The sequence below is a fragment of the Stenotrophomonas sp. 1337 genome, from assembly GCF_031455455.1.
Classification (GTDB): Bacteria; Pseudomonadota; Gammaproteobacteria; order Xanthomonadales; family Xanthomonadaceae; genus Stenotrophomonas; species Stenotrophomonas indicatrix.
Genome location: NZ_JAVDSR010000002.1, coordinates 54,420 through 80,129, shown reverse-complemented (window position 1 = coordinate 80,129; position 25,710 = coordinate 54,420). Strand labels below are relative to the sequence as shown.

Genomic DNA, 25,710 nt, shown 5'->3' with positions numbered 1-25,710 from the left:
CCCATCTGCTCCCTTCCCTGGTTTGCAGGCCCTCCGGCCAAGTGCAGATTGTTGCCGGTACATCGCACAGCGGTCCAGTGCTCTAGAACAGCGAACCCTGGGGCGTATCCACCTTCGGCGGCAGCGGCTTCTCGAACCGGCTGCAATCCAGCTTCGGCCAGTGGCTGTTCTGCGCATTGAAGCCGAGGCGCTTGCGCGCCAGCTTGAAGCGATTGCTCAACAGCTCCGCATATACACCCTGCCCGCGCATGCGCGTGCCGAACTGACTGTCGTAATCCTTGCCGCCTCGCAGCTGCTGGATGGTGCTCATCACATGCGCGGCGCGATCGGGATGATGAGTATCGAGCCAATCGCGGAACAGCGGCGCCACTTCCAGCGGCAGGCGCAGCAGCACGTAGCCTGCAGTGCTGGCGCCGGCATCATGCGCAGCCTCCAGCACGGCTTCCAGTTCGCTGTCGTTGATCCACGGAATCACCGGCGCAACCATCACGCCCACCGGAATGCCCGCTTCGTGCAGGCGTTTCATCGCACGCAGCCGCGCATGGGGTGCCGAGGCGCGCGGCTCCAGCTTCGCCGACAGATGCGGATCCAGCGATGTCACCGAGAAATGCACGCTGACCAGATTCTCCGCCGCCAGTGGTGCGAGCAGATCGATGTCGCGCTCGACCAACGCGTTCTTGGTGATCAGCGAGAACGGATGCTTCGTCTCCAGCATCACTTCGATCAGCTGGCGGGTCAGCTTGAACTTGCGTTCAATCGGCTGGTAGGCGTCGGTGTTGATGCCCAGCGCGATCGGCTGCGGCACGTAGCCCGGCTTCGACAGTTCCTTGCGCAGCAGCTGTGGCGCGTTGGTCTTGGCAAACAGCTTGGTCTCGAAGTCCAGGCCAGGCGACAGGTTCAGATAGGCATGCGAAGGGCGGGCGAAGCAGTAGGAGCAGCCATGCTCGCAGCCGCGATACGGATTCACCGATTGGCTGAAGCCGACGTCCGGGGAGTTGTTGCGGCTGATGATGCTGCGGGCGGTCTCCGCGCGTACTTCGGTGCGCAGGCGCGGGGCGAGGAACTCCTCGCTGTCGTCCACTGCCCAGCCGTCGTCCACCGCTTCGCTGACGGTGCTTTCAAAACGTCCCGCAAGATGGGACGTGGAACCCCGGCCCTTGATGGCGGCCTGGGCGTTGCGAGGGGGGTGCTGCATATTGCCCTCCGGCCGTTACGAGATATTAGTATTATTGCTAACCACAGGCAGCGCAAGCGGCCAGGATTCACGTAGCTGTAGGCGCGCAGGCGCATTGGGCGACACGTTGACCCCAGACTTGTCCACAGGGTCGTCTGGCTTGGAACCGGGCACGCGCCATCGCCGCAGCAGGCCAGCATGAGCCACGGGTGTCTCAGCAGCTGCGATGGGAAGATCGGCTACAGGGGCGCTTGCCAGGCCGGAACACGGGGACCTGCCGCACGTCTTCGGACTTCAACCCAGCGGGGAAGTCCCATGCACTGCTACAGCAGTGCCAGGTAGCCCTTCACCGTGGCATCCAGGCCGTCGTACAGCGCCTCGCCGATCAGCGCGTGGCCGATCGACACCTCCAGCACCTCCGGCACGGCGGCCAGGAAGTCACGCAGGTTGTCCTGCGACAGATCGTGCCCGGCATTCACACCGAGGCCGACGGCCTGTGCACGGCGCGCGGCGGTGGCGAACAGTTCCAGCATGGCGCGGGCGTCGCCGGCGGCATGGGCCTCGGCATACGGGCCGGTGTACAGCTCGACGCGGTCGGCGCCGACATCGGCGGCCTGCTCCAGCAGCGGGTTGCCGGCATCCACGAACAGGCTCACCCGGCATCCCATCGCTTTCAGCTCGGCCACCAGCGGGCGCAAGCGCTGGGCATCGCGTTCGAAGTCGAAGCCATGGTCGGAGGTGATCTGGCCATCGCCATCGGGAACCAGCGTGGCCTGCGCCGGGCGCGTCTGCGCGCACAGCGGCAGCAACCCGGGGTAGCCCTCACGCGGCGGCGCGAACGGGTTGCCTTCGATGTTGAACTCCACACCACGGGCACGGGTCAGCGCCGACAGCGCCAGCACGTCCTCGGCGGTGATGTGCCGGCGGTCGGGCCGCGGGTGCACGGTAATGCCATGCGCGCCGGCATCCAGGCAGGCCTGGGCGGCACGCACCACGTCCGGTTCGGCACCGCCACGCGAATTGCGCAGGACGGCGATCTTGTTGACGTTGACGCTGAGCTGGGTCATGGAACGGGACTACGGGGAGTGAGAGGGAGGGTCGCTGCCGTCGGTCGGAGCAACCTTGGCCTGCTCGCGCAGACGCCTGAGTTCATCGCTGTCCACCAGTGTCGCCGGATCACGCTGAAGGTCGCCGAAGCGTGCGGCGTATCTCCCGCGTACCCATGCCAGCAGGAAGGCGAGGGTGCCCAGCAGGGCCAGCGACATCAGGCCCATGTTCGGTGTTTTCAGCGCAAAGGTGAAGCAGCCCAGCGCCAGCAGCAGGTACAGCCAGTACATTGTCAGTCTCCCCGGGCCACCGCCGCAGTGTAGCGCTGCCTCACAGCAGCGGCGAGGCCAATCGCGCGAAGGCTTCGGGCAGCCGGTGCAGCCACAGCGAGCGTCCTGCCTGGTCATGTACACGGGTGGCACGCTCGAATTCGGACTGCAGCAACGTAGACAGTTCCGCCACCCGGCCACGGTCGCTGATCATCATCGACAGCTCGAAATTCAGGCGGAAGCTGCGGTGATCGAAGTTGGCGCTGCCGACGATGCAGACGTCGTCGTCGGCGATGAATGCCTTGGTATGCAGCATGCGTGGACCGTACTCGTAGATCTTCACCCCCGCATGCAGCAGCTCGTCGAAATAGGAGCGTGCGGCCTGGGTCACGAACCAGGAGTCGCTCATCTTCGGCACCAGCAGGCGCACGTCCAGGCCACCGAGTGCGGCCGAGGTCAGCGCCATCCGCGCCGCCTCACCGGGTACGAAGTAAGGGGTGACCAGCCAGACCCGCTCACGTGCTTCCTGGATGGCGGCCACGTGCAGGCGATGGATGGTCTCCCATCCCGAATCCGGGCCGGACACCAGCACCTGCGCGTTGATCGCGCCGTCGCCGCGCAGGGGCATGTCGCTGGGCCACAGCCGGGCGATATCGAACCGCGAGTGGTCCTGGCCGCTGGCGTACAGCCAGTCCTCGGCGAACACCAGCTGCAGGCTGCGCACCACGTGCCCGCGCAGGCGCATGTGCAGATCGCGGTAAGCATCCGGGTTGCGGCTTTCGTCTTCGTCGTCGGTGATGTTGATGCCGCCGGTGAATGCCAGCCGGCCATCTACGATCACCAGCTTGCGGTGCGTACGCAGGTTCAACCAGGGTCGCTTGAATGGTTTCAACAGTTGCCGAGGATGGAACCAGATCACCTCAGCGCCGGCGTTCAACAGCGGCTGCAGGAAGTGCTGACGCACGGCCGAAGAACCTACCGCATCCAGCAGCAGCCGCACCTGCACGCCGGCGCTGGCCCGTTCCACCAACGCATCCCGCAACGCGGTGCCGGCGTGGTCAGGATTGAAGATGTAGTACTCCAGATGCACATGGTCCTGCGCCTGTGCCACCGCTTCCAGCAGCGCGGCGTAGGTGGCCGCGCCGTCGACCAGCCAGGTCACTTCGGTGGCCGTGCTTGGCGCCAGCCCGGTGGTCGCCTGCGCGATCTTGGCCAGTTCGGTGCAGTCGGCATCGGGCGGGCAGACATCGCTGTAGTGCTCCATGCCCGAGCGCGCGCGACCGCGCCGCAGCCGTTGCCGCTTCACCTTCTGTGGGCCCAGCAGGTAATAGATGAAGAGGCCCAGGTAGGGCAGCAGCGCCAGCGACAGGATCCAGCTCAACGTGGCCACCGGCTCGCGCTTCTGCAGCATGATCCAGCCCGTCAACGCCAGCAGATACAGCAGATAGGCCACCGCCAGGATCGTTCCCAGGTGGGCGATGCCATCAAGCCAATGGCGCACGGAATCGAAGAGGGCGAGCATCCGCCGATCATAGCGGGGACAGGCACCGGCCAGAGGCATTCATTGCCAACGGCGTTGCCGGGAAGACGCCTGCACGCACAAAAAAAGACGCCCCTGTTTCCAGGGGCGTCTGCAGTCGCGTCATGACTGATGTATTGCGGTGTAGCGATTTACTGCTGCACGAAGCCGATCTTCTTCATCTGAGCATTCTTCGCGGCGGCCAGAACCTTGGCCATCACGTCGTACTCCGAATCCGGGCTGGCATCGATCCGCAGTTCCGGCTGGTTGGTCGGGTCACGCTGGACCTCCTGCTCCATCCGCTGCTGCAGTTCATGCGTACCGATCGGGCTGTTGTTCCACGAGACCTGGTTGCTGGCGTCGATCTTCAGCTCGATCGGCGGCGGCGGTTCGACCAGCTGCGGCGGTGGGTTGAGCACGCGCTGCGGCAGGTCCACGGCGATCGGGTACGTCATGATCGGCGCGGTCACGATGAAGATGATCAACAGCACCAGCATCACGTCCACGAGGGGCGTGACGTTGATGTCGGCCATGGGGCCCTTGCCACCACCACTACTGAATGCCATGGCTTATTGCCCCTTCTCTTTGGTCGCCACGAAGCCGACGTCCAGCATGCCCTGTTCCTGCGCGACCTTGGTCATCTCGTTGATGACACGCATCTTGGTGGTGCGGTCACCACGCAGGTTCAACGGCGGCTGCGGGGTCTGCTGGGCGGCGGTCGCCAAGCGCGACTCGAGGGTCTGCTTGTCGATCTCTTCGTCGTTCCAGTAGATCGAACCGTCTTCCTTGACTGCCAGGGTGATGGGACCCTTGCGGTCGTTGGTGTCGTCCGGCTTCTGGACCAGATTGGCCTCCGGCAGATCCACCTTGACCTTGTGGGACATCAGCGGCGCCGTGATGATGAAGATGATCAGCAGCACCAGCATCACGTCCACGAGGGGCGTAACGTTGATGTCGGCCATGGGGCCGCCGCTGTTACCACTACTGAAAGCCATAACGGGCTCCGTCTAGATCTTGGTGACTACGTTCTCGCGGGTACAGCGCGTCGCAATTAGCGGACGCGCGAACCGGTGGCGAAGAAGTCGTGCAGGTCGTGCGCGAAGGTATCGAACTTGCTGATGGTCGCGCTGTTGATCTTGCTGAAGAAGTTGAAGGCGAACACGGCCGGGATCGCGACGAACAGACCGATGGCGGTCATGATCAGTGCTTCACCCACCGGGCCGGCAACGGCGTCGATCGAAGCGGAGCCGGTAGCACCGATCTTGATCAGCGCGCCGTAGATGCCCCACACGGTACCCAGCAGACCGACGAACGGAGCGGTTGCACCGACGGTGGCCAGCAGGGTCATGCCCGACTGCAGCTTGTTGCTTTCGCGGGTCACGGCCTGGCGCAGAGCGCGGTCGACGAACTCCGAACGGCTCAGGTTCTCACCCACGCCGCCGACAGCGCCGCCTTCAGCACGCTGGTGGTGCGCAGCAGCCTGTGCAGCGTCCAGTGCGATCTTCGAGAACGGCTCCGAAGCCGGCTGCTCTTCCATTGCACGGATGGCGTCCTGCGCGTTCGGGGTATCCCAGAACAGGCTGACGACGCGATCAGCGGCGCTCTTCAGGCGGGTAGCACGGAAGATGTTGATGACGGTCCAGTACCAGGACATGGCGGACATGACGACCAGGGTCAGCAGCACGACCCAGGAAACCGCGAAATCACCCGGCTTGGTGGTCATTTCGTGGATCAGATGCTCGAAGCCCATCTGCGACAGGGCGTTGGACGGATTGCCCCCGGCAGCAGCGGCGATGAAAATTTCCTGCAGCATGACGCTTACCTTTGTTGTGTGTGGTGATAAAGGGTGTAGCTAAGCTAAACAATCGAACTGGAGGCGAGGGTGGCCAGGCGGCCACCCGGGCGCATCAGTTCAGCGCAAAGTTGACCGGGACGCGGACGCGGCCAGCAGCCTTCTTACCGCCAGCTTCGGCGGCGTTGAAACGCCACTTGCGGGCAGCTTCCATCGCAGCACGGTCCAGATCGCGGTTACGGCTGGACTTTTCCACCGTGACATTGGTGACGTTGCCGCTGGCATCGACATCAATGATCAGGATCACTTCGCCCTGGATACCAGCGCGGAAGGCGGCCGGCGGATAGCGCGGCGGATTCATGGCCTTCGACGAGATGTCCACGCTGGCCTCGATCGAGGTCGGCGGTGCCGGCGGCGACGGCGGCGACGGCGGGGTGACGATATCGTTCGGGCGCGGTTCCGGCACGTCGACGACCGGCGCCTGCGGCGGCGGCGGGACGGGCGACGGCTTCGGCGGCGACAGATTCTTCACCGGCGGCGGCGGGGTGTCCTGCGGCGGCGGCGGCGGCGGCGGCGGTGGCGGCGGCGGCGGTGCGTCGACGATGGTCACCATGACGTTGCGCTCCTTCTCCGCCACGGCCTTGGGAGCCACGGCAGGAATCAGGAGCATCATGAAGGCGGCCAGATGCAGGGCGATTACAAACGCGATACCGACGATGCGAGGCCAGCTCAGCCCCTTGTCATCGGGTTGTTCGTACCGGTGAACGACTAGTTGTTCCGTCATGCGCCAAGAGCTCAATAGTGGGGCCGGAATCCCGGGGGCGGGATCCCTGATCAGCGGTGCATGACACCGCAGGAACCTCCAAGCTTATACCAATCCTGAGCGCTTGCGCATCAACTGGGCAGGCGTTCAGGCGTTATTCCTACTTACTTCAGGTTGATGATTTTCTTGGCATCCGCCTGGTTCTTCACGCCCTTCGCCAGCGCCTGCTGGGCGGCCTGCTTGGCCTCCGGGACACGACCTTCACTGTGCAAAACGCGTGCCAGATTCAGGTAGGTCTCACCGTCCTTGGAGAGCGGGGCGGCCTTCTGCCACGCGTCGATCGCCTGCGGCACCTGGTCGGAGTAGTAGTAGGACTGGGCCAGCGCCAGGTAGACCTGGTAATCCGGTTTCAGGATGCCCTTCTGCAACCCTTCGTTGATGACCGCGATGACGTCCTTTTCCTTGTTCTCGGTGTTGGCATAGATCGAGTACAGCTGCTTGTACTCGCGCTCTTCGGTGAGCTGGCCGCTGCTGCGCAGCTTGTCCATCACCGCGGCGGCCTTCGGCATCTGATCGGCCTGCATGTACATGTTGGCCAGGTTCAGCTGCGCTTTCTTGTCGTTCGGGTTCTTGGCCGCCAGCGCCTCGGCGGCCTGCACGGCCTCACCGGTCTGGCCGGCTTCGGACAGTGCGGCCATCAGCAGCTGGTTCCAGTTGTCCTTCGGCTCGGCAGCGCCGGCGATGGCCTGCTTCAGCACCGGGATCGCTTCCTGGTAGCGCTCCAGCTGGTACAGCGCCTGGCCCTTGATGATCAGCTCTTCCGGCTTGGTCGACTTGCTCTCGGCGAAGTACTTGTCCAGGGTCGCCAGGCCTTCAGCGGTCTGGTCTTCCTGGATCTGCAGCTGGCCCAGCATCAGCATCGACTGGAAGTGGCCGTTGTTGTCCAGGCCGTTGAACTGCAGCACCTGCTTCAGGTACGCGATGGCGGCTGCGGTGTCGTCAGTCTGGTAGGCGGCCTGGGAGGCGAGCTGCGCGGCCAGCGACTTGTCGTACTCGTTGGCGCCGTCGGTGGCCAGGATCTCGTCGGCCAGCGTGCGGGTCTCCGGGAACTTTTCCTTGTTGTAGCTGTCAATCATCTTCTGCAGCTTGCTGCCCAGCTTGGCCGACGACTTCGCTGCCGGTTCCTGGCGGGTCGCGTTCGGGAACAGCACTTCGGCCTTGGCCTGCTTGCCGCCACGGTTGCCACGCTCGGACGAACGCGAGGACTGCGCGAACGCGTCGGTGACCACGGCGCCGGTCAGGGCAGTGGCGATGAGGACGGAAAGCACAGCTTTGTGGTTACGGAAAATCATCGTTCACCTCGATCGAACCGCCGGTAGCGGCAAAGTCGGACTGTCAGAAAAATCTGAGCCGCCAAACGTATCAGAAACAGATGGCGTGAGAAATCGTTTTATGTGCTGCAATACAGCATGAATCTGCGCACTCAGCCACACTTTGGCCGGCGTCCGGCCGCCTGCGCCTGCTGATAGACGGGGCCGAGCGCCGGCACATCACGCTGCAACTCCCTGATCCGATTGGCTGGATCGGGATGGGTCGACAACCATTGCGGGCTGCGACCGCCACTGGCGGCCATCATGTTCTGCCACAGATCGACGGCCTGGGCGGGGTTGAATCCGGCCTCGGCCATCAACCGCTGACCGATCACGTCAGCCTCGCTCTCCTGGGTGCGTGAGCCGGGCAACAGGAACGCGGTCTGCGCCCCCATCCCGCCCAGCTGGTTGACCGTACTGGCTGCGCCTTCGCCGCCATAGGCGCCGGCCAGCGCCCCTAGCACCGCCAATCCGGTCTGCGCGCCCATCTGCCGGGTGATGCGTTCTTCGTGGTGGCGGGCAATCACGTGGCCGATTTCATGGCCGATCACCGCTGCCAGCTGATCCTGGTTCTTGGCAACGCTGAAGATGCCGGTGTTGACCCCGACCTTGCCGCCGGGCAGGGCGAAGGCGTTTGGTTCCTTGTCGACGAACACCGCCGTTTCCCACCGTACGCCACGGTACTGAGGCGGCAGCTGTGCAACGAGCGCGTTGACCACGCATTGCACGTAGCCGTTCTGGCGGCCATCGCTGCTGATCTTCTCTTTCTGCTTGGTTTCGGCGAACGCCTGCGCACCCAGCTGGTCCAGCTGTGCCTGCGACACACCGCCCACCATCTGCCGACGGCCGGTGGGTGAAGTGGTGGTCGCGCAGGCGCTGACCAGAGTGGTGATGACGATGGCCAGCAGCAGTTGTTTCATGGACCCACCCCCGTGTTCAGAAGCCCAGTGTGTAACGGGTCTGCTTAATCTTTCGTCAAGCGGACAGCGCCTTACGTTGCCCCGAAAAACACCAGGGCCGCAAGCGCCACGGCATTGTTCAGCGCATGGGCGGCGATCGCTGCCCACAAGGTGCCGGTGCGGCGGTACAGCCAGCAGAACGCAGCGCCCATGCCGCCATAGACCAGCCAGAGCTGGGCAGTACCGAGCAGGGAGTTCTTGCTGACCCCGGGCACTTCATGGACCAGGGCAAAGGCCAGGCTGCTGAGGACAATGCCAAGCCATGGACGCCCGGCCTGCCAGAGGCGCCCGAACAGGACGCGACGGAACAGCAGTTCCTCGTAGGCGGGTGCCAGCACGATTGCAAACAGCGCCAGGAATACAGGGAAACGCGCAATCGCGTTCTGCATCAGTTCGAGATTGGTGGGAACCGGCTCGATGCCCATCTGCTTGGCAAGGAAGGCAATGCCGTTGCTTCCCAGCACGATCAGCAAGGCGACCAGCAGAGTCCAGCCCCAAGTGGAAGGTCGCTGCAGAGCCTGGCGCGAATGCTGGCGCTCAGCGGCATTGGCAGGGCGACGCCAGAAGTAGACCAGCAGGGCCGCACCACCGGTGGCGATCAATGCCATCAGGATCTGCCCCAGCGCACCGGGTTGGCCAACAGAGGCGATAGTACCGGCGGCAGCGCCTTGCGCATTGGCCGCGCTGATCTGCAGGCTGCGGTAGAGCCCCCATATCGCCCCGCAGACGACACTCAGACCGAACAAGGCGACTGTCGCGATTCCCAGATCGATGAAGAAGCCCGCCAGCGGCGAGGAGGCGCGGGGCGTGACAGTAGCCGGTGGAACCGGCGGCGGAGCGGAAACCGGGGCGGAAGCGGACATCGATTACCTGCGATCAAGGGACAAAAGCCGGCGCGCCTCCCCGCGCGCCGGCCACCATCCGATTGTGTCAGATATCCAGGTTGGCGACCTTCAGCGCGTTGTCTTCGATGAAGTCGCGGCGCGGTTCGACCACATCACCCATCAGGGTGCTGAAGATCTGGTCAGCGGCCACCGCATCTTCGATACGCACCTGCAGCAGGCGACGGGTATCGGGATTGACGGTGGTGTCCCACAGCTGTTCCGGATTCATTTCGCCCAGACCCTTGAATCGCTGGATCTGACGGCCGCGCTTGGCTTCGTCCAGCAGCCAGTTGCGGGCCTGCGCGAACGACTCGATCTCGATCGACTTGGCGCCACGGGTGATGACCGCGCCTTCGCGGACCAGACCGTGCAGCAGCTGCGCTGCCTGGTGGATGCCACGCAGCTCGCCGCTTTCAAGCGCGGACAGCGGCAGCACCTGGATGTGCTGTTCGCCCATGTGGCTGCGCGTGACCAGCACCGCAGCCGGACGCTGCTCGTTGGGTTCCTGCAGTTCCAGGGTGAAACGGGCGCTGCCGAGGTTGCCCTGGTTGAGGTGCTTGGCCAGCGCGTCCAGGCCTTCGCCGGGACCTGCGTTGCGCAGGTTTTCCAGCTCCAACGGCATGAAGTCGACCAGCGCTTCGAGCAGGTTGCGGTCGTAACGATGGGTATTGCGGTTGATCGTGTCCTGCGCGGCAGCGTAGGCGAGCAGCAGCTTTTCCAGCGCCACGCCATCGATCGGCGGCTCGCCGCTGGCCGGCACCAGCCCAGCGTTCTCCACTGCGCTGCTGGCCAGATAGCTGTCCAGCGCCGGATCGTCCTTCAGGTACAGCTCCTGCTTGCCCTGCTTGATCTTGTACAGCGGCGGCAGGCCGATATAGACATAACCACGCTCGATCAGCTCCGGCATCTGACGGTAGAAGAACGTCAGCAGCAGGGTTCGGATGTGCGCGCCGTCGACGTCGGCGTCGGTCATGATGATGATCTTGTGGTAACGCAGCTTGTCCGGGTTGTACTCGTCGCGACCGATGCCGGTGCCCAGCGCGGTGATCAGCGTACCCACCTGGTCGGACGCCAGCATGCGGTCGAAGCGTGCACGTTCCACGTTGAGGATCTTGCCGCGCAGCGGCAGCACCGCCTGGTTCTTGCGGTTACGACCCTGCTTGGCCGAACCACCTGCCGAGTCACCCTCGACGATGAACAGTTCGGACAGCGCCGGATCCTTTTCCTGGCAGTCGGCCAGCTTGCCCGGCAGGCCGGCGATATCCAGCGCACCCTTGCGGCGGGTCAGGTCGCGGGCCTTGCGCGCGGCTTCGCGGGCACGGGCAGCGTCGACGATCTTGCCGGCGATGGCCTTGGCTTCGTTCGGGTTTTCCTGCAGGAACTCTTCCAGGCGCTGGCCGAATGCGCTTTCCACGGCCGGACGCACATCCGAGCTGACCAGCTTTTCCTTGGTCTGGCTGGAGAAGCTCGGGTCCGGCACCTTCACCGACAGCACCGCGATCATGCCTTCGCGCATGTCATCGCCGGTCAGGTTGATCTTGGCCTGCTTGGCGATGCCGTTCTGCTCGATGTAGTTGTTGAGCACACGGGTCAACGCGCCACGGAAGCCGGCCAGGTGGGTACCGCCGTCTTTCTGCGGAATGTTGTTGGTGAAGCAGTACATCGTCTCCTGGTAGGAGTCGGTCCACTGCAGCGCCACTTCCACGGTGATGCCGTTGGATTCGCCGGTTACCGAGATCACGTTCGGGTGCAACGGCGTCTTCAACTGCGCCAGATGCTCCACGAAGCTGCGGATGCCGCCCTCGTAATGGAAGTCGTCGCGGCGGCCATCACCACGCTCGTCCACCAGCACGATCTTGACGCCGGAATTGAGGAAGGACAGTTCGCGCAGGCGACGGGCCAGGATGTCGTAGTGGAATTCCACGTTGTCGTGGAAAGCCTTTACCGACGGCCAGAAGCGCAGGGTGGTACCGCGCTTGGTGCTGGGACCGACCTGCTTGAGCGGATGCAGTGCTGCGCCGTCGGCGTATTCCTGCTGGTAGTGGAAACCGCCCTGGTAGATATCCAGGACCAGCTTCTGCGACAGCGCGTTGACCACGCTGACGCCCACGCCATGCAGGCCGCCGGAAACCTTGTAGCTGTTGTCGTCGAACTTGCCGCCTGCGTGCAGGACCGTCATCACGACTTCGGCTGCAGACACGTCGCGGTCGAGCTTCTTGCTCATCTGCTCGTGCTTGCCCGTCGGAATGCCGCGACCGTTGTCGGACACTCCGACCGAGCCGTCGGCATGGATCGTCACCGACACGTGGTCGGCATGGCCGGCGAGGGCTTCGTCGATCGAGTTGTCGACGACCTCGAACACCATGTGATGCAGGCCGGTGCCGTCATGGACGTCGCCGATGTACATGCCTGGGCGCTTGCGGACAGCCTCCAGGCCTTCCAGGGCCGTAATGCTGTTGGCGTCGTAGTTGCCGTTGTTTGCCGGGGTGTTCTGTTCGTCGGTCATTGCGCTTGCCGTAGGCTCCGCAGGTCGGACACCGCTGTGAGCGATGTGCCGAGAATGAAGGGATAGCAGCCTGAATTATACCAGCCGGGGCTGAGCGGCCTTGCCGTGCCCACTATGGCACAGCCACGATCAGTGCATGTTCCACGTGGAACCGGGTGATGTTGCTCAGAGTCTCCAGTGCTGCAGGCGTTTCTGTTGCAGTGATGAATATCTGCGCCGGTGCCGCCAACAGGCGGTGCAGTACCCGGGCCTGGTGGGTGCGATCCAGCTCCGAGGCCAGATCGTCGAGCGCGATGACGGGCCACTCGCCACGCTGCTCGGCGTAATCCTCCGCCTGGGCCAGTAGACAGGCGAGGGCGGTGAGCTTGGCCTGGCCGCGTGACAGCGCATCGCGCCCCGGGATGCTCTGGAACGCCACGCTCCAGTCCGCCCGGTGTGGGCCCAGCGAGGTGTAACCCACCTGACGGTCGCGATCGCGCGCCAGCAGAAGGGCATCTGCCAGCGGAACCTCGTGCCGGCGCCAGCCGGGACTCAGATTCAGGCCCACGATTCCCAGTTGCGGAGCGAGTGCCTCGGCCAGGGCGATGGTTCGGGACTGCAGCCGCTCCAGGTAGTGCTGCCGACGACTGGTCAGCGGTTCTCCCGCCTCGGCCAGCTCGTGATCCCAGGTATCGAGCATCCGCGACGGCCCGCCCTGCTTGAGCAGGGCATTGCGCTGCTTCAACGCGCGCGAATAGCGCCGCCACAAGGAAAGGAAGTCTGGTTCCACGTGGAACAGACCCCAATCCAGAAAGCGCCGTCGCGGCTCGCCACCACCACTCACCAAGGCGTGACTGCCCGGTTCAAAGGTCACCACAGCCAGGGCGGCACACAGGTTTCCGAGTTGGGCGACGTCTTCGCCATCCAGCCGCCCCTTCCACTCCTGCCCGCTATGCCGCAACCCGGCTTTTCGCCTCTGCACGGGCAGATCACCGCGTTGCTCGTCCCATTCCACGAAGACTTCCAGGGCTTCATGGCCCTGACGCACCAGGCCATCGCGTACCCGCCCGCGGAAACTCCGCCCATAGGCCATCAGATGCAACGCTTCCAGGACGCTGGTCTTGCCAGCGCCGTTGTCACCGGTCAGCAGATTCACCCCTGGCTGGGGCGACAGCTCCACCGCATCGAAACGACGCAAGTGGTGGAGGGCAAGACGACGAATCTGCATGGGATGCGACAGACCATCCGCACATGGCGGTAGAGGGGCGGGGAATCACCCAGCTTACTGCATTGGTCAAGCCAGCCAGCGTGGATCGGACGTGGACCGGCATCAGCGGAGCGTTGCAGCCTTGGAGAACACGGGTTCCACGTGGCGGAGGCCAGCCGGCATGCAGGCGGCCGGAGACAGTGGCCGAAATCGTTCAAATCCAGCAGGAAGCCAAGGCTCAAGGCGTCCAGATTTCGCCATTCCGAAGACGGTTTCCCCGGCTCATGGCCTGACTCCACACCGAGAATGCAGTCAGTGCTCCCCAGATTTCTTGAAATCTGCGACCAAGGCCCCTGCCAGGTTCCACAGATTTCAAGAAATTCAAGGCGGCAGTTCCACGCCATCCACAGCGGGTCTGTATGACTTATACACAAGGTGTGGGCGAGCTGTGGATAAAAAAGGCACTTTTCCTCGGCTGTAAAACTATCCACAGGTTCCCCCCCAGGCTTGATGGCCTATATACAGGGGGTTTCAACCCTATAAAAGCTTTTTAAAACAGGCACATAGCCTACTTTTACATGAAATCTGGCCCTACCATCACCACCAAGCTTTTGATTTATACCCAGATTTAGAAGCTAGGGAAGCGCCGAATTCCTACGAACGAGGCCTGTGGACAGAGAGGTCAGCACGCAAGCGGAAGCCGCTGGATCGGATCCCGCTGCGCGCTCATATCCAACGTGTCTCGTCATCTCAGCATGTGGATTCCACAGCTGGCTTCGCGGGACCGTGGGTTCCATGCGCCGACAACCCATCAGGGCAACGCGGATGCTCTCATCGGCAAGGAGCGACGAGGGAGGCGGTAGCATTCGCAACGATGCTCCACGTGGAACAAAAAAAAGACGCCCGGGAGATCCCGGGCGTCCATGTGTTCCACGTGGAACGGCGCAGCTGTCAGAGACGCAACGGCATCACCACATGACGCGACTTCTCGCTGCTGGATTCGCGCACCAGCGCCGAGGAATTGGAATCGCGCAGCTGGATGATCACTTCTTCGTCGCGCAGGGCGGAGAGGGCATCCAGCAGGTAGTTCACGTTGAAGCCGATGGCCAGGTCGCTAACCGTGGTGTCGGCCTCGATCTCTTCCTGGGCTTCTTCCTGCTCCGGGTTGTGCGCGCTGATCTTCAGGTTGCCCGGCGAAACTTCCACGCGGATGCCGCGGTACTTCTCGTTGGACAGGATCGCAGCACGCTGCAGCGAGGCACGCAGTGCTTCGCGATCAACCTTCACCTCGCGGTCGGCACCAATCGGAATCACTGCCTCGTAATCCGGGAAGCGACCGTCGATCAGCTTCGAAGTGAAGGTCACATCGTCGCGCTTCACGCGAACGTGGCTACGGCCGACTTCCAGTTCGATCTCGCGATCACCGCTTTCCAGCAGGCGCTGCAACTCGGTCACGCCCTTGCGCGGCACGATGATCTGGCGCTTGGAACCGCTGGGCTTGGCCAGATCGGTTTCGCACAGGGCCAGCCGATGACCGTCGGTGGCGACAGTGCGCAGCGCATCTCCGCGCAGGTCGAACAGCAGGCCGTTGAGGTAGTAGCGCACGTCCTGCTGGGCCATCGCGAACGCAGTGCGCTCGATCAGCTCCTTCAGGGTTGCTTCGCCGATCGCGACACGCTCGGTGGCTTCCACTTCGTCCACCGACGGGAAGTCGTTGGAGGGCAGGGTGGCCAGGGTGAAGCGGCTGCGTCCTGCCTGCACGGTGATCTTGTCACCGGTCTGCGAGACGGTGATCCGGCTGCCATCAGGCAGGGCGCGGATGATCTCGAACAGCTTGCGGGCGGGAATGGTGGTTTCGCCGTCCTGGGCATCTTCAACCGCGATCCGCGACACCATCTCCACTTCCAGGTCGGTACCGGTCAGCGACAGCTGGCCGTTCTGCACCTGCACCAGGAAATTGGCCAGAACCGGAAGGGTCTGGCGGCGTTCGACCACGTTGACGACCTGTGCCAACGGCTTGAGAAAGGCTTCGCGCTGCAGTGTGAAACGCATGTGGTTCCGTGCCCCTATGCTTTAAAAAAATGTGGAATAAATCAAAAGCTTGGTGGTGCTGGTACAGCCAGAATCGCTGGAAAACACAGCTAAGTATTTGTAAACAAAAGGGTTTCAGGCTTCGAAACCCTCTGCATTACCAGCCCCCAAGGGGTGGGGAAAGCTGTGGATAAATCTTCCGGGAAATCCAACGGCATTTTTATCCACACCCTGTCCCGCGCTTGCTACCGGATTCTGCACCGTTTTATGCGGTGACGCCTCATCGGCGTACGTGCATCATTCGCTCAGCTTCCGGATCAGCTTGTCCCAGTCCTCGCGGAGCTTGCCGTCGGCTTCCATCAGGGTGCGGATCTGCCGGCAGGCATGCAGCACCGTGGTGTGATCGCGACCGGCAAAGGCGTCGCCGATTTCGGGCAGGCTGTGTTCGGTCAGTTCCTTGGTCAGCGCCATGGCAACCTGGCGCGGACGGGCCAGCGACCGGGTCCGACGCTTGGACAGCAGATCCTTGATCTGCAGCCCGTAGTAATCGGCAACGGTTTTCTGGATGTTGGGAATGCTGATCGCCTGCTGCTGGGCGCGCAGCAGGTCGCGCAGGGTTTCCTGGGCGAATTCGGTGGTGATCGCACGGCCGGTGAAATTGGCGCGGGCGGTCAGGGTATTCAGCGCACCCTCGAGGTCGCGCACATTGGAGCGCATCTTCTTGGCAATCAGGAACGCAACGTCATCGGGAATCTCGGCACCACGCTCGCGGGCCTTGGCCAGCACGATCGCAGCGCGGGTCTCGAAGTCCGGCGGCTCGATGGCGACCGACAGGCCCCAGGCAAGCCGCGACTTCAGGCGCGCTTCCAGGCCTTCGACTTCGCGCGGATAGCGGTCGCAGGTCAGGATGATCTGCTGCTTGCCATCGAACAACGCGTTGAAGGTGTGGAAGAACTCTTCCTGGGTGCGATCCTTGCCGGCGAAGAACTGGATGTCATCGATCAGCAGCGCGTCGACCTGCTGGAACTGGCGCTTGAACTGATCCATGGTCTTTTCCTGCAAGGCCCGGATCATCGCGCTGAAGAACTGTTCCGAACGCAGATACAGCACCTTGGCGGCCGGATTGGCCTGACGCATCGCGTTGCCGGCGGCGAACATCAGGTGGGTCTTGCCCAGGCCGGTGCCCCCGTACAGCAGCAGCGGATTGTGCGCGCGGTCGCCCGGCTTCTGCGCCGCCTGGAATGCTGCGGCCAGGCCCAGCTGGTTGCTGCGGCCTTCCACGAAGTTGGCGAAGGTGTAGTGGTTGTCCAGGTTGCCGGCAAAGGGGACCTGCGGCTGCACCGGCGCCTGCGCCGAATGGCTGGAAACCGGCGCGATCTGCGCGTCCACGGGCCGCGGACGCGAGCCGATTTCAAGAAATACGTCGCCGAAACCGGCAAAGTGGGTGACCAGCTCGCGGATCCGCGGCAGGTACAGTTCGCGCACCTGATCGACAATGAAGGCATTCGGTGCATACAGCACCAGGCTGTCAGCGCGCAGATCTGCCTGCAGCGGCTTCAACCAGGTGTGAACATCCTCGGGCGGGAACTCCGCCTCGAGTCGCTCGAGACTACGTGACCAGGCATCCATCAGCAATAATTGTCCGGTGGCCGATGCATAGGCGCGAAAAGGCGCCCAAACACAGGCCTGAAAGGGGGGAAATGGATGGCTCAGCCTACCACCGAGCGCCCGCCTTCGGAATGCTTGTCCCCTACTTATTCACAAAAAGATCCACAGCTATTGCACAGCCCGGTGAATTGGCGTAGCAGACAGGGGTTGACGGGAGGGGGGACACCTCTCTAAAATTTCCGGTTCTTTCCGTCCCATTCATACGAGAGGCCCACATGGCCACCAAGCGCACCTTCCAGCCCAGCAACCTCAAGCGTAAGCGCGACCACGGCTTCCGTGCCCGTATGAAGACCGCTGACGGCCGCAAGATCCTGTCGCGTCGCCGCGCCAAGGGCCGCAAAGTCCTGAGCGCCTGATTGCCATGCCGCATCCAGCGGCAGACGCAATCCATTCGACAGTGAATACTGCAGACCCGCGCAAGCGATTCCCTCGCTCTGCGCGGGTTCGCACGCGTGCCGAATATTCAACGGTCTTCAACGGCGCCCGCCGTGTGTCCGATCCGCTGATGACCCTGCACTGGCTACCGGCTGACCGGCCGGCCAGGCTGGGTCTGGCGGTTTCCCGCAAGGTCGATCCTCACGCCGTTGGGCGTAACCGGATCAAGCGCGTCCTGCGCGACGCCTTGCGTCAGACACGAACCGACATACAGCCAGGCGACTTCGTCGTCGTGGCTCGTACTGCTGCGCGTCATGCCAGCAACGAAGATATCCGCCAGGCCTTCCTGCGCCTGCTGCGGCGCCTGCGCGCATTGCCCGCGCCGGGCGTGGACGGCACAATGCCGCCGCCTGATGGCATTGCCATTTCCTCCGTCACCGAGCCGGCACCGCGTCCCGGCCCCGCTGAGCCTGCCTGCTGATGAACCAGACCCGTGTTTTCCTGATCTTTGCCTGGCTGATGGTGGCCGTGCTGCTGTGGATGGAGTGGAGCCGTGAGAAGTCCGCCCCGACCCCGGCGCCGACGACCAGCTCGGCCCCGGCCGCCGCCCAGAGCGTCCCCGGCGCGTCCCCGGGCAGCATCCCCAGCGCGCAGGTTCCCGGTGCCCCGGGTCAGGCCGCTGCACAGGCCCAGGCCAGCGCCACCCCGTCCGCACAGACCGTGACCATCACCACCGACGTGCTGCGCCTGAAGCTCGATGGCGGCCGCGTGCTCGACGCCGAACTGCTGCAGTTCCCGCAGAGCAAGGACGAAGGCAGCCCGCCGGTGCGCCTGCTGACCGAAGATCCCGCGCATCCCTACAGCGCGATCAGCGGCTGGGCCAGCGAAGACAAGAACACCCCGGTGCCGGGTGCCGACGGCTTCAAGCTGGTCGGTGACACCCGCGACTTCGTGCTGGCCAAGGGCCAGAACGAACTGCAGGTTCCGTTCGTATGGACCGCCGACAACGGCGTGACCATCAAGCGCACCCTGATCGTGGGCCGCAACGAGTATGCGATCCGCTTCAAGGATGAAGTCAGCAATGCCGGCGCCGCGCCGTGGAACGGCTACGTCTACCGCACCCTGGACCGCAGCCCGACGATCCTGTCGCGGAGCATGACCAACCCGGACTCGTTCAGCTTCAACGGTGCCACCTGGTACGACAACGACAAGAAGTACCAGCGTCGTGCGTTCAAGGATTACCTGGACGATGGCGCGCTGAACCAGAACATCACCGGCGGCTGGCTGGCGATGCTGCAGCACCACTTCTTCACCGCCTGGATCCCGCAGAAGGACCAGACCGCACACTACGTGCTGTCGCAGGTGGCCGGTCGTGACCTGATCGAAGCGCGTGGCCCGGCCTTCACCGTGGCCCCGGGCCAGTCCACCAGCACCGAGGCCCGCCTGTGGGTCGGCCCGAAGCTGGTCAACCTGATCGCCAAGGAAGACGTGCCGGGTCTGGACCGTGTGGTCGACTACAGCCGCTTCTCGATGATGGCGGTGATCGGCCAGGGCCTGTTCTGGGTGCTCAACCAAGTGCACAAGCTGGTGGGCAACTGGGGCTGGGCCATCGTCGGCCTGGTGGTGCTGCTGAAGATCGTGCTGTACCCGCTGTCGGCGACGCAGTACAAGAGTGGCGCCAAAATGCGTCGCTTCCAGCCGCGCATCGCACAGCTGAAGGAACGCTATGGCGATGACCGCCAGAAGTTCCAGACCGCGATGATGGAGCTGTACAAGAAGGAAAAGATCAATCCGATGGGCGGCTGTCTGCCGATCCTCATCCAGATGCCGATCTTCTTCGCCCTGTACTGGGTGCTGGTGGAATCGGTCGAACTGCGCCAGGCGCCCTGGTTCGGCTGGATCCAGGACCTGACCGCCCGTGACCCGTACTTCATCCTGCCGGTGATCAACGTAGCGGTGATGTGGTTCACCCAGAAGCTGACGCCGGCACCGGGCATGGACCCGATGCAGCAGAAGATGATGCAGTTCATGCCGCTGGTGTTCGGCGTCATGATGGCCTTCATGCCGTCCGGCCTGGTCCTGTACTGGGTGGTCAATGGTGGACTGGGCCTGCTGCAGCAGTGGTGGATGACCAAGCGCCACGGCAGCGATCCGGTGCCGGCCACGGCAGCCACCGCTCCGGCCAAGAAAAAGTAAGGCGCGTCTGCGCCGACGGGTAGCGCCGGCCGCTGGCCGGCTGACCCAGCAAAGGCCCGCCGCAAGGCGGGCTTTTCGCATGCGGCGTTAGAATCGCCGGCACACCATTCCCCTTTGTTCGAGTCCGCCATGCCGCGTGCGCCGTCGTTCCGCCTGTTTCTGCCCAGCCTGCTGTTGACCCTGCTCGTGGCTGGCTGTGGCGACAACGACGCGCAGGCACCAGCGGCGGTTACCCAGCCGAGCGCACAGGCTGCCGCTGCCGCCGACCCGGCCGCCGCGCCGTTGCTGGGCGCACTGCAGAAGCAGCTCGACGGCTATCGACGGATCATCGTGCTGCTGGCCGATGAGGAACAGCAGTCCGCGGCCGATCGCACCACCTCCACCCGCATCGGCCAGCAGCTGTTCCACGATGGCCTGGAACAGCGCGGCGCCATTGCCACGCAGTTCGACACCCTGCTGCGCGGCACCAGCCCGCAGCGCTTCGCTACCCTGGGCACGGTGCTGGATTACATCGAGTCGGCGCCCGAACTGTTCGATGCCGATCGCCTGGCGTTCCGCGAGGTGCTGCGTGACCTGCACGAACGCATCGGCGCCGATTCCTCGTTGCCGGCGGTGAAGCTGCACCAGCGCATCGGTGAAGACCTGGAGGCGCTGGACGAGATCGAGCGCAACTACAACCAGGAACTGACCCGCATCTTCAGCCGCTTCGAGCGCACCCGTGCCATCGAACTGAAGCGCGAGAAGTGGGACGACTACATCGCGCACCTGCACAAGGACTACAGCCGCGAAGCGATCCTGCGCGACTACGGCGTGATCGAGCCGTACCCGATGTCGATGAAGGACAGCGACCGCGAGATCTTCGGCCGCGACCTGCCGCCGAAGACGGTGGTGCTGACCTTCGACGATGGCCCGCACAAGGCCTATACCGATGAAGTGGTGGCCATCCTCAAGCGCTACGACGTACCGGGCGTGTTCTTCGAGGTCGGTCGCAACCTGGGCAAGGTCGACACCGACGGCAAGGTCAGCCTCGGGCCGATGGCGAAGATCAGCCGCAACCTGATGGAAGAGGGCTACGCCGTCGGCAACCACAGCCTGACCCATGCGCAGCTGTCGCGCACCACCGGCGATGCGCTGCGCCAGCAGGTGCTGGACACCGACACCCTGCTGAAGGACGTGGACAGCAAGCGCGCGCCGCTGTTCCGCTTCCCGTATGGCGCACGCAACGCCGAAGGCCTGCAGCTGCTCAACGAGGCGGGCCTGAAGTCGATCATGTGGAACATCGATTCGATGGACTGGGCCGACCCGGTGCCCGAATCGATCGTGCAGCGCGTGCTCGACCAGGTGAACAAGGAACAGCGCGGCATCATCCTGTTCCACGATATCCACGACCGCGCGGTGAAGGCACTGCCGCAGATCCTGGACCGGCTGATCGCCGACGGCTACCAGTTCGCCGGCTGGAATGGCCGCGACTTCAGCGTCGCCCGACCGCGCAAGGGCAGCGACCGCGATGCCACCGTCACCACCGGCTATGAAAAATCGTGGGCGATCGTGGTCGGCATCGACAACTACGCCAAGTGGCCGAAGCTGGAATACGCCAGCCACGATGCCCAGGCCGTGGCCGATACGCTGACCGGGCGGTTCGGCTTCCCCTCCTCGCAGGTGATCGTGCTGAAGAACGAGCAGGCCACCCGCAACAACATCCTGGCCGCCTTCCACGACCGGCTGTCCGACGACCGCACCGGCAGGAATGATCGCGTGTTCGTGTTCTTCGCCGGCCACGGTGCTACCCGTCAGCTGGCATCCGGGCGCGACCTCGGCTACATCATTCCGGTTGATTCGGACCCGAAGGAATTCGCCACCGATGCCATCGCGATGACCGACATCCAGAACATCGCCGAGAGCATGCAGGCCAAGCATGTGATGTTCGTGATGGACGCCTGCTACAGCGGTCTGGGCTTGACCCGCGGCGGCCCGTCGTCATCGTCGTTCCTGCGCGAGAACGCACGCCGCAGCGCGCGGCAGATGCTGACCGCCGGCGGTGCCGACCAGCAGGTGGCCGATGCGGGCCCGAACGGCCACTCGGTGTTTACCTGGGTGCTGCTGCAGGCATTGGCTGGCAAGGGCGATCTCAATGGCGATGGCCTGATCACCGGTACCGAGCTGGCGGCCTATGTGGCGCCGGCGGTGTCGGCGGTCTCGCAGCAGACGCCGGCGTTCGGCAGCCTGCCCGGCTCGCAGGGGGGCGAGTTCGTGTTCCAGGTGCCGGACAGCCAGGAATACCTCAACGCCGATACGCGCCAGCTGACCGCCGATGCGATCGCCCTGAACAACAAGGTCGACGCTGCCCAGGACGCCAAGAACAGTGAAGCGCCAGTGACCGTGGCCGACCTGCAGGGCGGCAAGGCCAAGCTGGTGGTGCCGACGGCCGGACCGGCCTCGGACCGCCAGCGCTCGCAGCAGGCCAACGACCGTGGCCTGCAGCTGTACCGCGAGAAGCGCTACGACGAAGCCGCCGTGCAGTTCGCCGAGGCGCTGAAGCTGCGCCCGGATTTTGCCCAGGCGGCCAACAACCTCGGCTTCGTCTACTACCGGCAGCAGCGCTACGCCGAAGCGGCGCGCTGGCTGGAGAACACGCTGAAGATCGATCCGTCGCGCGCGGTGGCCCATCTCAACCTGGGCGATGCCTACTTCCACGTTGGCGACAAGGCCAAGGCGAAGCAGGCCTACACCACCTACCTGGCGCTGCAGCCGCAAGGCAGCGGTGCGGCGCAGGCCCGCGCGCAGCTGGAGAAGCTCTGAGCGATGAACGATATGAAGCGCACCGAGACCATCGTGGCCATTGCCAGCGCGCCCGGCGCGGGCGGCGTGGGCCTGCTGCGCCTGTCAGGCCCGCGTGCCGCAGCCATTGCCAACGCACTCGGCGCACCGACGTTGCGCCCGCGGCATGCGCACTACGCGCGCCTGCGCGATGCAGACGGTGAAGTGATCGACGATGGCATCGTGTTGTGGTTCCCGGCGCCGAACAGCTTCACCGGCGAAGAAGTGGTGGAACTGCAGGGCCATGGCAGCCCGGTACTGCTGCAGCAGCTGGTCGCACGCTGCATCGCATTGGGGGCGCGGCAGGCGCGGCCCGGCGAGTTCAGTGAGCGCGCGTTTCTCAACGGCAAGCTCGACCTGGCACAGGCCGAAGCCATCGCCGATCTGATCGCCGCCGGTGACAACCGAGCGGCGCGCGCAGCACGACGCTCGCTGGACGGTGTGTTCTCGCGCCGCATCGAGGCGGTGGTCGAACAGCTGGTGCTGCTGCGCATCCACGTGGAAGCGGCCATCGATTTCGCCGACGAACCGCTGGATACACTCGGCGGTGCACAGGTGCGGCGTGGCCTGGAACAGGCGCGCAGCGATCTGGCCCTGCTGCGTCGCGACGCAGAGCGTGGCCGTCGTCTGCGCGATGGCCTGCATGCGGTGCTGATCGGCCCACCGAATGCCGGCAAGAGTTCGCTGTTGAACGCGCTGGCCGGTAGCGAGCGTGCCATCGTCACCGACATCGCCGGCACCACCCGTGACACGCTGCGCGAGACCATCCGCCTGGATGGGCTGGAACTGACCCTGGTCGATACCGCCGGCCTGCGCGACGGTGGCGATGCCATCGAACGCGAAGGCATGCGTCGCGCGCGCGCGGAGATCGAGCGCACCGACCTGGCGTTGATCGTGCTGGATGCACGCGATCCGGCAGCCGGCGAAGCCGCGATCGGCGAAGCGGTACTGGCGGTGCCGCACAAGGTCTACATCCACAACAAGTCGGATCTGTTGGATGCGATGCCGGTGCGGGACGACCCGGACCGCGTGTTCGTCTCCGCTGCCACCGGCGCGGGACTGGACGAGCTGCATGCGCGCCTGCGTTCGATCGCTTCGGCCGGGGCAGGGGAGCAGGTGGAGGGCGAATTCTCCGCACGCACCCGCCACGTCGATGCGATCGAGCGCGCACAGGAACACGCGCACCGGGCGGATGGCGAGCTGGTGCACGAGCACCTGGAGCTGGCGGCCGAGGAGCTGCGTCTGGCGCACGACGCGCTGGGCGAAATCACCGGGCAGATGAGTGCCGATGACCTGCTGGGTCGGATTTTCTCCAGCTTCTGCATCGGCAAGTAGTGCCGCGATGAACTGCGACATGCCTGGATTTCATGCAGTACAGCGACTCCCTCTTGGTACGATTCGACAATGGACCCGATAACCGACAGCGACGTCAGATCCGCGCTCCTTCGGAAGGTGATCGCTGAGCACGTTGCCAATCCCAATACGCTGGTCGTGGAGGAGATGGGGCTTGCTCGCGGTGCCTGTCGGGTTGATGTCTGCGTCATCAACGGTCACCTGCACGGCTACGAGATCAAGAGCGACGTGGACACGCTGCGCAGGCTTCCCATGCAGCAGCAGTTCTATTCAAACGTTCTCGACAAAGCGACGATTGTCGTGGGGCAGCGGCATCTTGACCACGCGATGGAGGTCCTGCCGGAGTGGTGGGGCGTTCGCACTGTATCGCGCGGCGCGCGTAATGCGGTGCGAATGGAGCTTTTGCGACCCGCCAGGCTCAATCCGTCGGTCAATGGGATGGACGTTGCCGCCCTTCTCTGGCGTGATGAGATCACGACACTGATCTGTGCACGGAACCCGGACAAGGCAGCGCTGCGCGGCAATCGCACAGCGCTGTGTGAGCGGCTTGGAGAGGTATACAGCCTCGCCGAGATCCGCACGCTGGTCAGGGAACAGTTGAAGCGCCGGACAGATTGGCGAGGTCGCGAACAACCTTAGTCAGGTGGTGATTGGTCGCCACCGTTGGCCAGGTCGAACTTCCGCCTGTACTGGCGACGTTGTTGGCGCAATCTTCGATGTACTCGTCGCCAGCACTGTAAGTTCGCCCCATGAATACCACCGGGCGATCAGAAATCAGGTGCCTGCACAGGTCGCGATACTGGTCTCGGCCATTGCGCTTGACCTGGGTGCCGACGATGATCCGCCACTGGTCATCGATCGTGTACTTGATCTTTGCATTCGGGTCGAACAGGCGTGGGTCCATCATCTCCGTCTGTGGTGACGCGCATCCGTAGTCACCGAACCATGGCTGACGCTGCAGGGCACCGGCTGTCAGTCGGGTGTACCCCCGCCATTCGCGACGGTGAACGTCACCATGAGGGCGATAGCCTGCTGACGGGCTCAGGCTTGCAGGGAAGCTGCCACCGGCCACGGTGAGCGATCTCCATCGGCTGATGTAGGGCAATCCAGCGATCCATGCCTGCCAGACCGATGCCTGCAGGGTCGGAGAATCTGCGACATCTGCCGTACTGTCCAGAACGATGTCCACTTGCTCCGGGGCTACACCCAGGAGATGCAACAAGCCGTCGATCTTCGCCAGAGGACTGCCTTCCAGATCATCGGGAACCAGGCGCAGTCCGCACCCACGATCATCCTGGGCGATGATGCTGGCGACTGCCTGCTGATACGCCAGATGCCGGCCGATACCGGTTACCGGAATGGCCTGGCAGCCCGACGCCCGTGCGAGATCGAAGACGCGCGCGAGGTGATGGTCTCCATTGGCCATCGTGTCGTCGCCGGCAAGATGCGGTGAATCGAACAGGCAACGGCGTTTCTTCCAATTGGTGCTCAGTCGCTTGCCGACATTCTTCAGGTGATCATCAAGCGACTTGGCGGGTGTCTCGTTCTCGAAGTCCCACTGTTCAACCGGGATCTCGAACAGGGGATACATCCAGTCCTTTATGGTCTCGCGTGTACGACCTACCGCGAGGTACTCACCTTGTCGCCATTTCAGGATAGGCACGTACATTGTTTTCTCCATGGTCCGATCCTCCGCCAACATCGGTGTTGGTCAGTCGAGGCTATGACCCATCGTTTCCGCGGTTCAATCGGAAAAATTGCAGAATCCAATCCGAATGGCGGTCACCGCGATCATTGGCCA

General features: G+C 63.9%; 22 protein-coding genes. 6 read left to right on the top strand and 16 right to left on the bottom strand.

Annotated features, from left to right (window positions below):
* Positions 1-82: 82 nt before the first annotated feature.
* From J2X70_RS04295 to dnaA, 15 genes are all read right to left on the bottom strand, one after another.
* A complete protein-coding gene (locus tag J2X70_RS04295; protein WP_080150204.1) occupies positions 83-1,195 on the bottom strand; it encodes a PA0069 family radical SAM protein in 1,113 nt (370 codons plus the stop codon).
* Positions 1,196-1,497: 302 nt separating this feature from the next.
* A complete protein-coding gene (locus J2X70_RS04290; RefSeq protein ID WP_025875542.1) occupies positions 1,498-2,241 on the bottom strand; it encodes a pyridoxine 5'-phosphate synthase in 744 nt (247 codons plus the stop codon).
* 9 nt (positions 2,242-2,250) lie between these two features.
* On the bottom strand, positions 2,251-2,511 hold the full coding sequence (locus tag J2X70_RS04285; RefSeq protein WP_309909120.1) for a hypothetical protein: 261 nt from the start codon (positions 2,509-2,511) through the stop codon (positions 2,251-2,253).
* Between the two features lie 40 nt (positions 2,512-2,551).
* On the bottom strand, positions 2,552-4,012 hold the full coding sequence (gene cls / locus J2X70_RS04280; protein WP_309909118.1) for a cardiolipin synthase: 1,461 nt from the start codon (positions 4,010-4,012) through the stop codon (positions 2,552-2,554).
* 149 nt (positions 4,013-4,161) lie between these two features.
* On the bottom strand, positions 4,162-4,575 hold the full coding sequence (locus J2X70_RS04275; RefSeq protein ID WP_025875547.1) for a biopolymer transporter ExbD: 414 nt from the start codon (positions 4,573-4,575) through the stop codon (positions 4,162-4,164).
* Between the two features lie 3 nt (positions 4,576-4,578).
* Complete coding sequence (locus J2X70_RS04270; RefSeq protein WP_025875550.1) at positions 4,579-5,004, bottom strand: biopolymer transporter ExbD; 426 nt, start codon at positions 5,002-5,004, stop codon at positions 4,579-4,581.
* A 56-nt stretch (positions 5,005-5,060) separates the two neighbouring features.
* On the bottom strand, positions 5,061-5,822 hold the full coding sequence (gene exbB / locus J2X70_RS04265) for a TonB-system energizer ExbB (RefSeq protein ID WP_025875552.1): 762 nt from the start codon (positions 5,820-5,822) through the stop codon (positions 5,061-5,063).
* A gap of 94 nt (positions 5,823-5,916) precedes the next feature.
* A complete protein-coding gene (locus J2X70_RS04260; RefSeq protein WP_025875553.1) occupies positions 5,917-6,474 on the bottom strand; it encodes an energy transducer TonB in 558 nt (185 codons plus the stop codon).
* A gap of 254 nt (positions 6,475-6,728) precedes the next feature.
* A complete protein-coding gene (locus J2X70_RS04255) occupies positions 6,729-7,916 on the bottom strand; it encodes a tetratricopeptide repeat protein (RefSeq protein ID WP_025875554.1) in 1,188 nt (395 codons plus the stop codon).
* A 131-nt stretch (positions 7,917-8,047) separates the two neighbouring features.
* Complete coding sequence (locus J2X70_RS04250) at positions 8,048-8,854, bottom strand: M48 family metallopeptidase (RefSeq protein WP_025875555.1); 807 nt, start codon at positions 8,852-8,854, stop codon at positions 8,048-8,050.
* A 71-nt stretch (positions 8,855-8,925) separates the two neighbouring features.
* Entirely contained in the window at positions 8,926-9,756 is an 831-nt protein-coding gene (locus tag J2X70_RS04245) for a CPBP family intramembrane glutamic endopeptidase (RefSeq protein WP_025875556.1), read from the bottom strand.
* Between the two features lie 67 nt (positions 9,757-9,823).
* Positions 9,824-12,283 (bottom strand): DNA topoisomerase (ATP-hydrolyzing) subunit B, encoded by a 2,460-nt coding sequence (gene gyrB / locus J2X70_RS04240; protein ID WP_032978484.1) that lies wholly within the window; start codon positions 12,281-12,283, stop codon positions 9,824-9,826.
* A 112-nt stretch (positions 12,284-12,395) separates the two neighbouring features.
* On the bottom strand, positions 12,396-13,490 hold the full coding sequence (recF, locus tag J2X70_RS04235; RefSeq protein WP_309909116.1) for a DNA replication/repair protein RecF: 1,095 nt from the start codon (positions 13,488-13,490) through the stop codon (positions 12,396-12,398).
* A 930-nt stretch (positions 13,491-14,420) separates the two neighbouring features.
* Positions 14,421-15,521 (bottom strand): DNA polymerase III subunit beta, encoded by a 1,101-nt coding sequence (dnaN, locus tag J2X70_RS04230; protein ID WP_005411731.1) that lies wholly within the window; start codon positions 15,519-15,521, stop codon positions 14,421-14,423.
* Positions 15,522-15,797: 276 nt separating this feature from the next.
* On the bottom strand, positions 15,798-17,129 hold the full coding sequence (dnaA, locus tag J2X70_RS04225; protein WP_025875573.1) for a chromosomal replication initiator protein DnaA: 1,332 nt from the start codon (positions 17,127-17,129) through the stop codon (positions 15,798-15,800).
* A gap of 254 nt (positions 17,130-17,383) precedes the next feature.
* On the opposite strand from dnaA, the gene rpmH reads away from it, so the two are divergent.
* The 6 genes from rpmH (at position 17,384) to J2X70_RS04195 (ending at position 24,548) form a co-directional block, all read left to right on the top strand.
* The gene (gene rpmH, locus J2X70_RS04220) at positions 17,384-17,524 is read left to right on the top strand and encodes a 50S ribosomal protein L34 (protein ID WP_006404565.1); all 141 of its coding nucleotides are present in this window, start codon (positions 17,384-17,386) and stop codon (positions 17,522-17,524) included.
* A gap of 5 nt (positions 17,525-17,529) precedes the next feature.
* Positions 17,530-18,024: a ribonuclease P protein component gene (rnpA, locus tag J2X70_RS04215; protein ID WP_025875580.1), complete on the top strand. Its 495-nt coding sequence runs from the start codon at positions 17,530-17,532 to the stop codon at positions 18,022-18,024.
* A complete protein-coding gene (yidC, locus tag J2X70_RS04210) occupies positions 18,024-19,739 on the top strand; it encodes a membrane protein insertase YidC (protein WP_025875582.1) in 1,716 nt (571 codons plus the stop codon). Before rnpA ends, yidC begins: the two co-directional genes overlap by 1 nt.
* Positions 19,740-19,868: 129 nt before the next feature.
* A complete protein-coding gene (locus tag J2X70_RS04205) occupies positions 19,869-22,538 on the top strand; it encodes a polysaccharide deacetylase family protein (protein WP_309909112.1) in 2,670 nt (889 codons plus the stop codon).
* Between the two features lie 3 nt (positions 22,539-22,541).
* Positions 22,542-23,891, top strand: a complete 1,350-nt coding sequence (gene mnmE, locus J2X70_RS04200; RefSeq protein ID WP_025875586.1) for a tRNA uridine-5-carboxymethylaminomethyl(34) synthesis GTPase MnmE — start codon at positions 22,542-22,544, stop codon at positions 23,889-23,891.
* A 69-nt stretch (positions 23,892-23,960) separates the two neighbouring features.
* The gene (locus J2X70_RS04195) at positions 23,961-24,548 is read left to right on the top strand and encodes a sce7726 family protein (RefSeq protein ID WP_025875588.1); all 588 of its coding nucleotides are present in this window, start codon (positions 23,961-23,963) and stop codon (positions 24,546-24,548) included.
* Here the strand turns inward: J2X70_RS04195 and J2X70_RS04190 are convergent.
* Complete coding sequence (locus tag J2X70_RS04190) at positions 24,496-25,578, bottom strand: beta family protein (protein WP_234003403.1); 1,083 nt, start codon at positions 25,576-25,578, stop codon at positions 24,496-24,498. The genes J2X70_RS04195 and J2X70_RS04190 overlap by 53 nt on opposite strands.
* Positions 25,579-25,710: the final 132 nt, after the last annotated feature.

Bases quoted from the DNA above. Each gene is read 5' to 3' on its own strand.
- J2X70_RS04270 (WP_025875550.1), bottom strand. From the start codon at position 5,004: ATGGCTTTCAGTAGTGGTAACAGCGGCGGCCCCATGGCCGACATCAAC.
- J2X70_RS04285 (WP_309909120.1), bottom strand. From the start codon at position 2,511: ATGTACTGGCTGTACCTGCTGCTGGCGCTGGGCTGCTTCACCTTTGCG.
- J2X70_RS04275 (WP_025875547.1), bottom strand. From the start codon at position 4,575: ATGGCATTCAGTAGTGGTGGTGGCAAGGGCCCCATGGCCGACATCAAC.
- rpmH (WP_006404565.1), top strand. From the start codon at position 17,384: ATGGCCACCAAGCGCACCTTCCAGCCCAGCAACCTCAAGCGTAAGCGC.
- J2X70_RS04195 (WP_025875588.1), top strand. From the start codon at position 23,961: ATGGACCCGATAACCGACAGCGACGTCAGATCCGCGCTCCTTCGGAAG.
- J2X70_RS04190 (WP_234003403.1), bottom strand. From the start codon at position 25,578: ATGTACGTGCCTATCCTGAAATGGCGACAAGGTGAGTACCTCGCGGTA.
- mnmE (WP_025875586.1), top strand. From the start codon at position 22,542: ATGAACGATATGAAGCGCACCGAGACCATCGTGGCCATTGCCAGCGCG.
- cls (WP_309909118.1), bottom strand. From the start codon at position 4,012: ATGCTCGCCCTCTTCGATTCCGTGCGCCATTGGCTTGATGGCATCGCC.
- dnaN (WP_005411731.1), bottom strand. From the start codon at position 15,521: ATGCGTTTCACACTGCAGCGCGAAGCCTTTCTCAAGCCGTTGGCACAG.
- J2X70_RS04250 (WP_025875555.1), bottom strand. From the start codon at position 8,854: ATGAAACAACTGCTGCTGGCCATCGTCATCACCACTCTGGTCAGCGCC.
- J2X70_RS04255 (WP_025875554.1), bottom strand. From the start codon at position 7,916: ATGATTTTCCGTAACCACAAAGCTGTGCTTTCCGTCCTCATCGCCACT.
- gyrB (WP_032978484.1), bottom strand. From the start codon at position 12,283: ATGACCGACGAACAGAACACCCCGGCAAACAACGGCAACTACGACGCC.
- rnpA (WP_025875580.1), top strand. From the start codon at position 17,530: ATGCCGCATCCAGCGGCAGACGCAATCCATTCGACAGTGAATACTGCA.
- exbB (WP_025875552.1), bottom strand. From the start codon at position 5,822: ATGCTGCAGGAAATTTTCATCGCCGCTGCTGCCGGGGGCAATCCGTCC.
- J2X70_RS04290 (WP_025875542.1), bottom strand. From the start codon at position 2,241: ATGACCCAGCTCAGCGTCAACGTCAACAAGATCGCCGTCCTGCGCAAT.
- J2X70_RS04245 (WP_025875556.1), bottom strand. From the start codon at position 9,756: ATGTCCGCTTCCGCCCCGGTTTCCGCTCCGCCGCCGGTTCCACCGGCT.
- dnaA (WP_025875573.1), bottom strand. From the start codon at position 17,129: ATGGATGCCTGGTCACGTAGTCTCGAGCGACTCGAGGCGGAGTTCCCG.
- J2X70_RS04260 (WP_025875553.1), bottom strand. From the start codon at position 6,474: ATGATGCTCCTGATTCCTGCCGTGGCTCCCAAGGCCGTGGCGGAGAAG.
- J2X70_RS04205 (WP_309909112.1), top strand. From the start codon at position 19,869: ATGCCGCGTGCGCCGTCGTTCCGCCTGTTTCTGCCCAGCCTGCTGTTG.
- recF (WP_309909116.1), bottom strand. From the start codon at position 13,490: ATGCAGATTCGTCGTCTTGCCCTCCACCACTTGCGTCGTTTCGATGCG.
- yidC (WP_025875582.1), top strand. From the start codon at position 18,024: ATGAACCAGACCCGTGTTTTCCTGATCTTTGCCTGGCTGATGGTGGCC.
- J2X70_RS04295 (WP_080150204.1), bottom strand. From the start codon at position 1,195: ATGCAGCACCCCCCTCGCAACGCCCAGGCCGCCATCAAGGGCCGGGGT.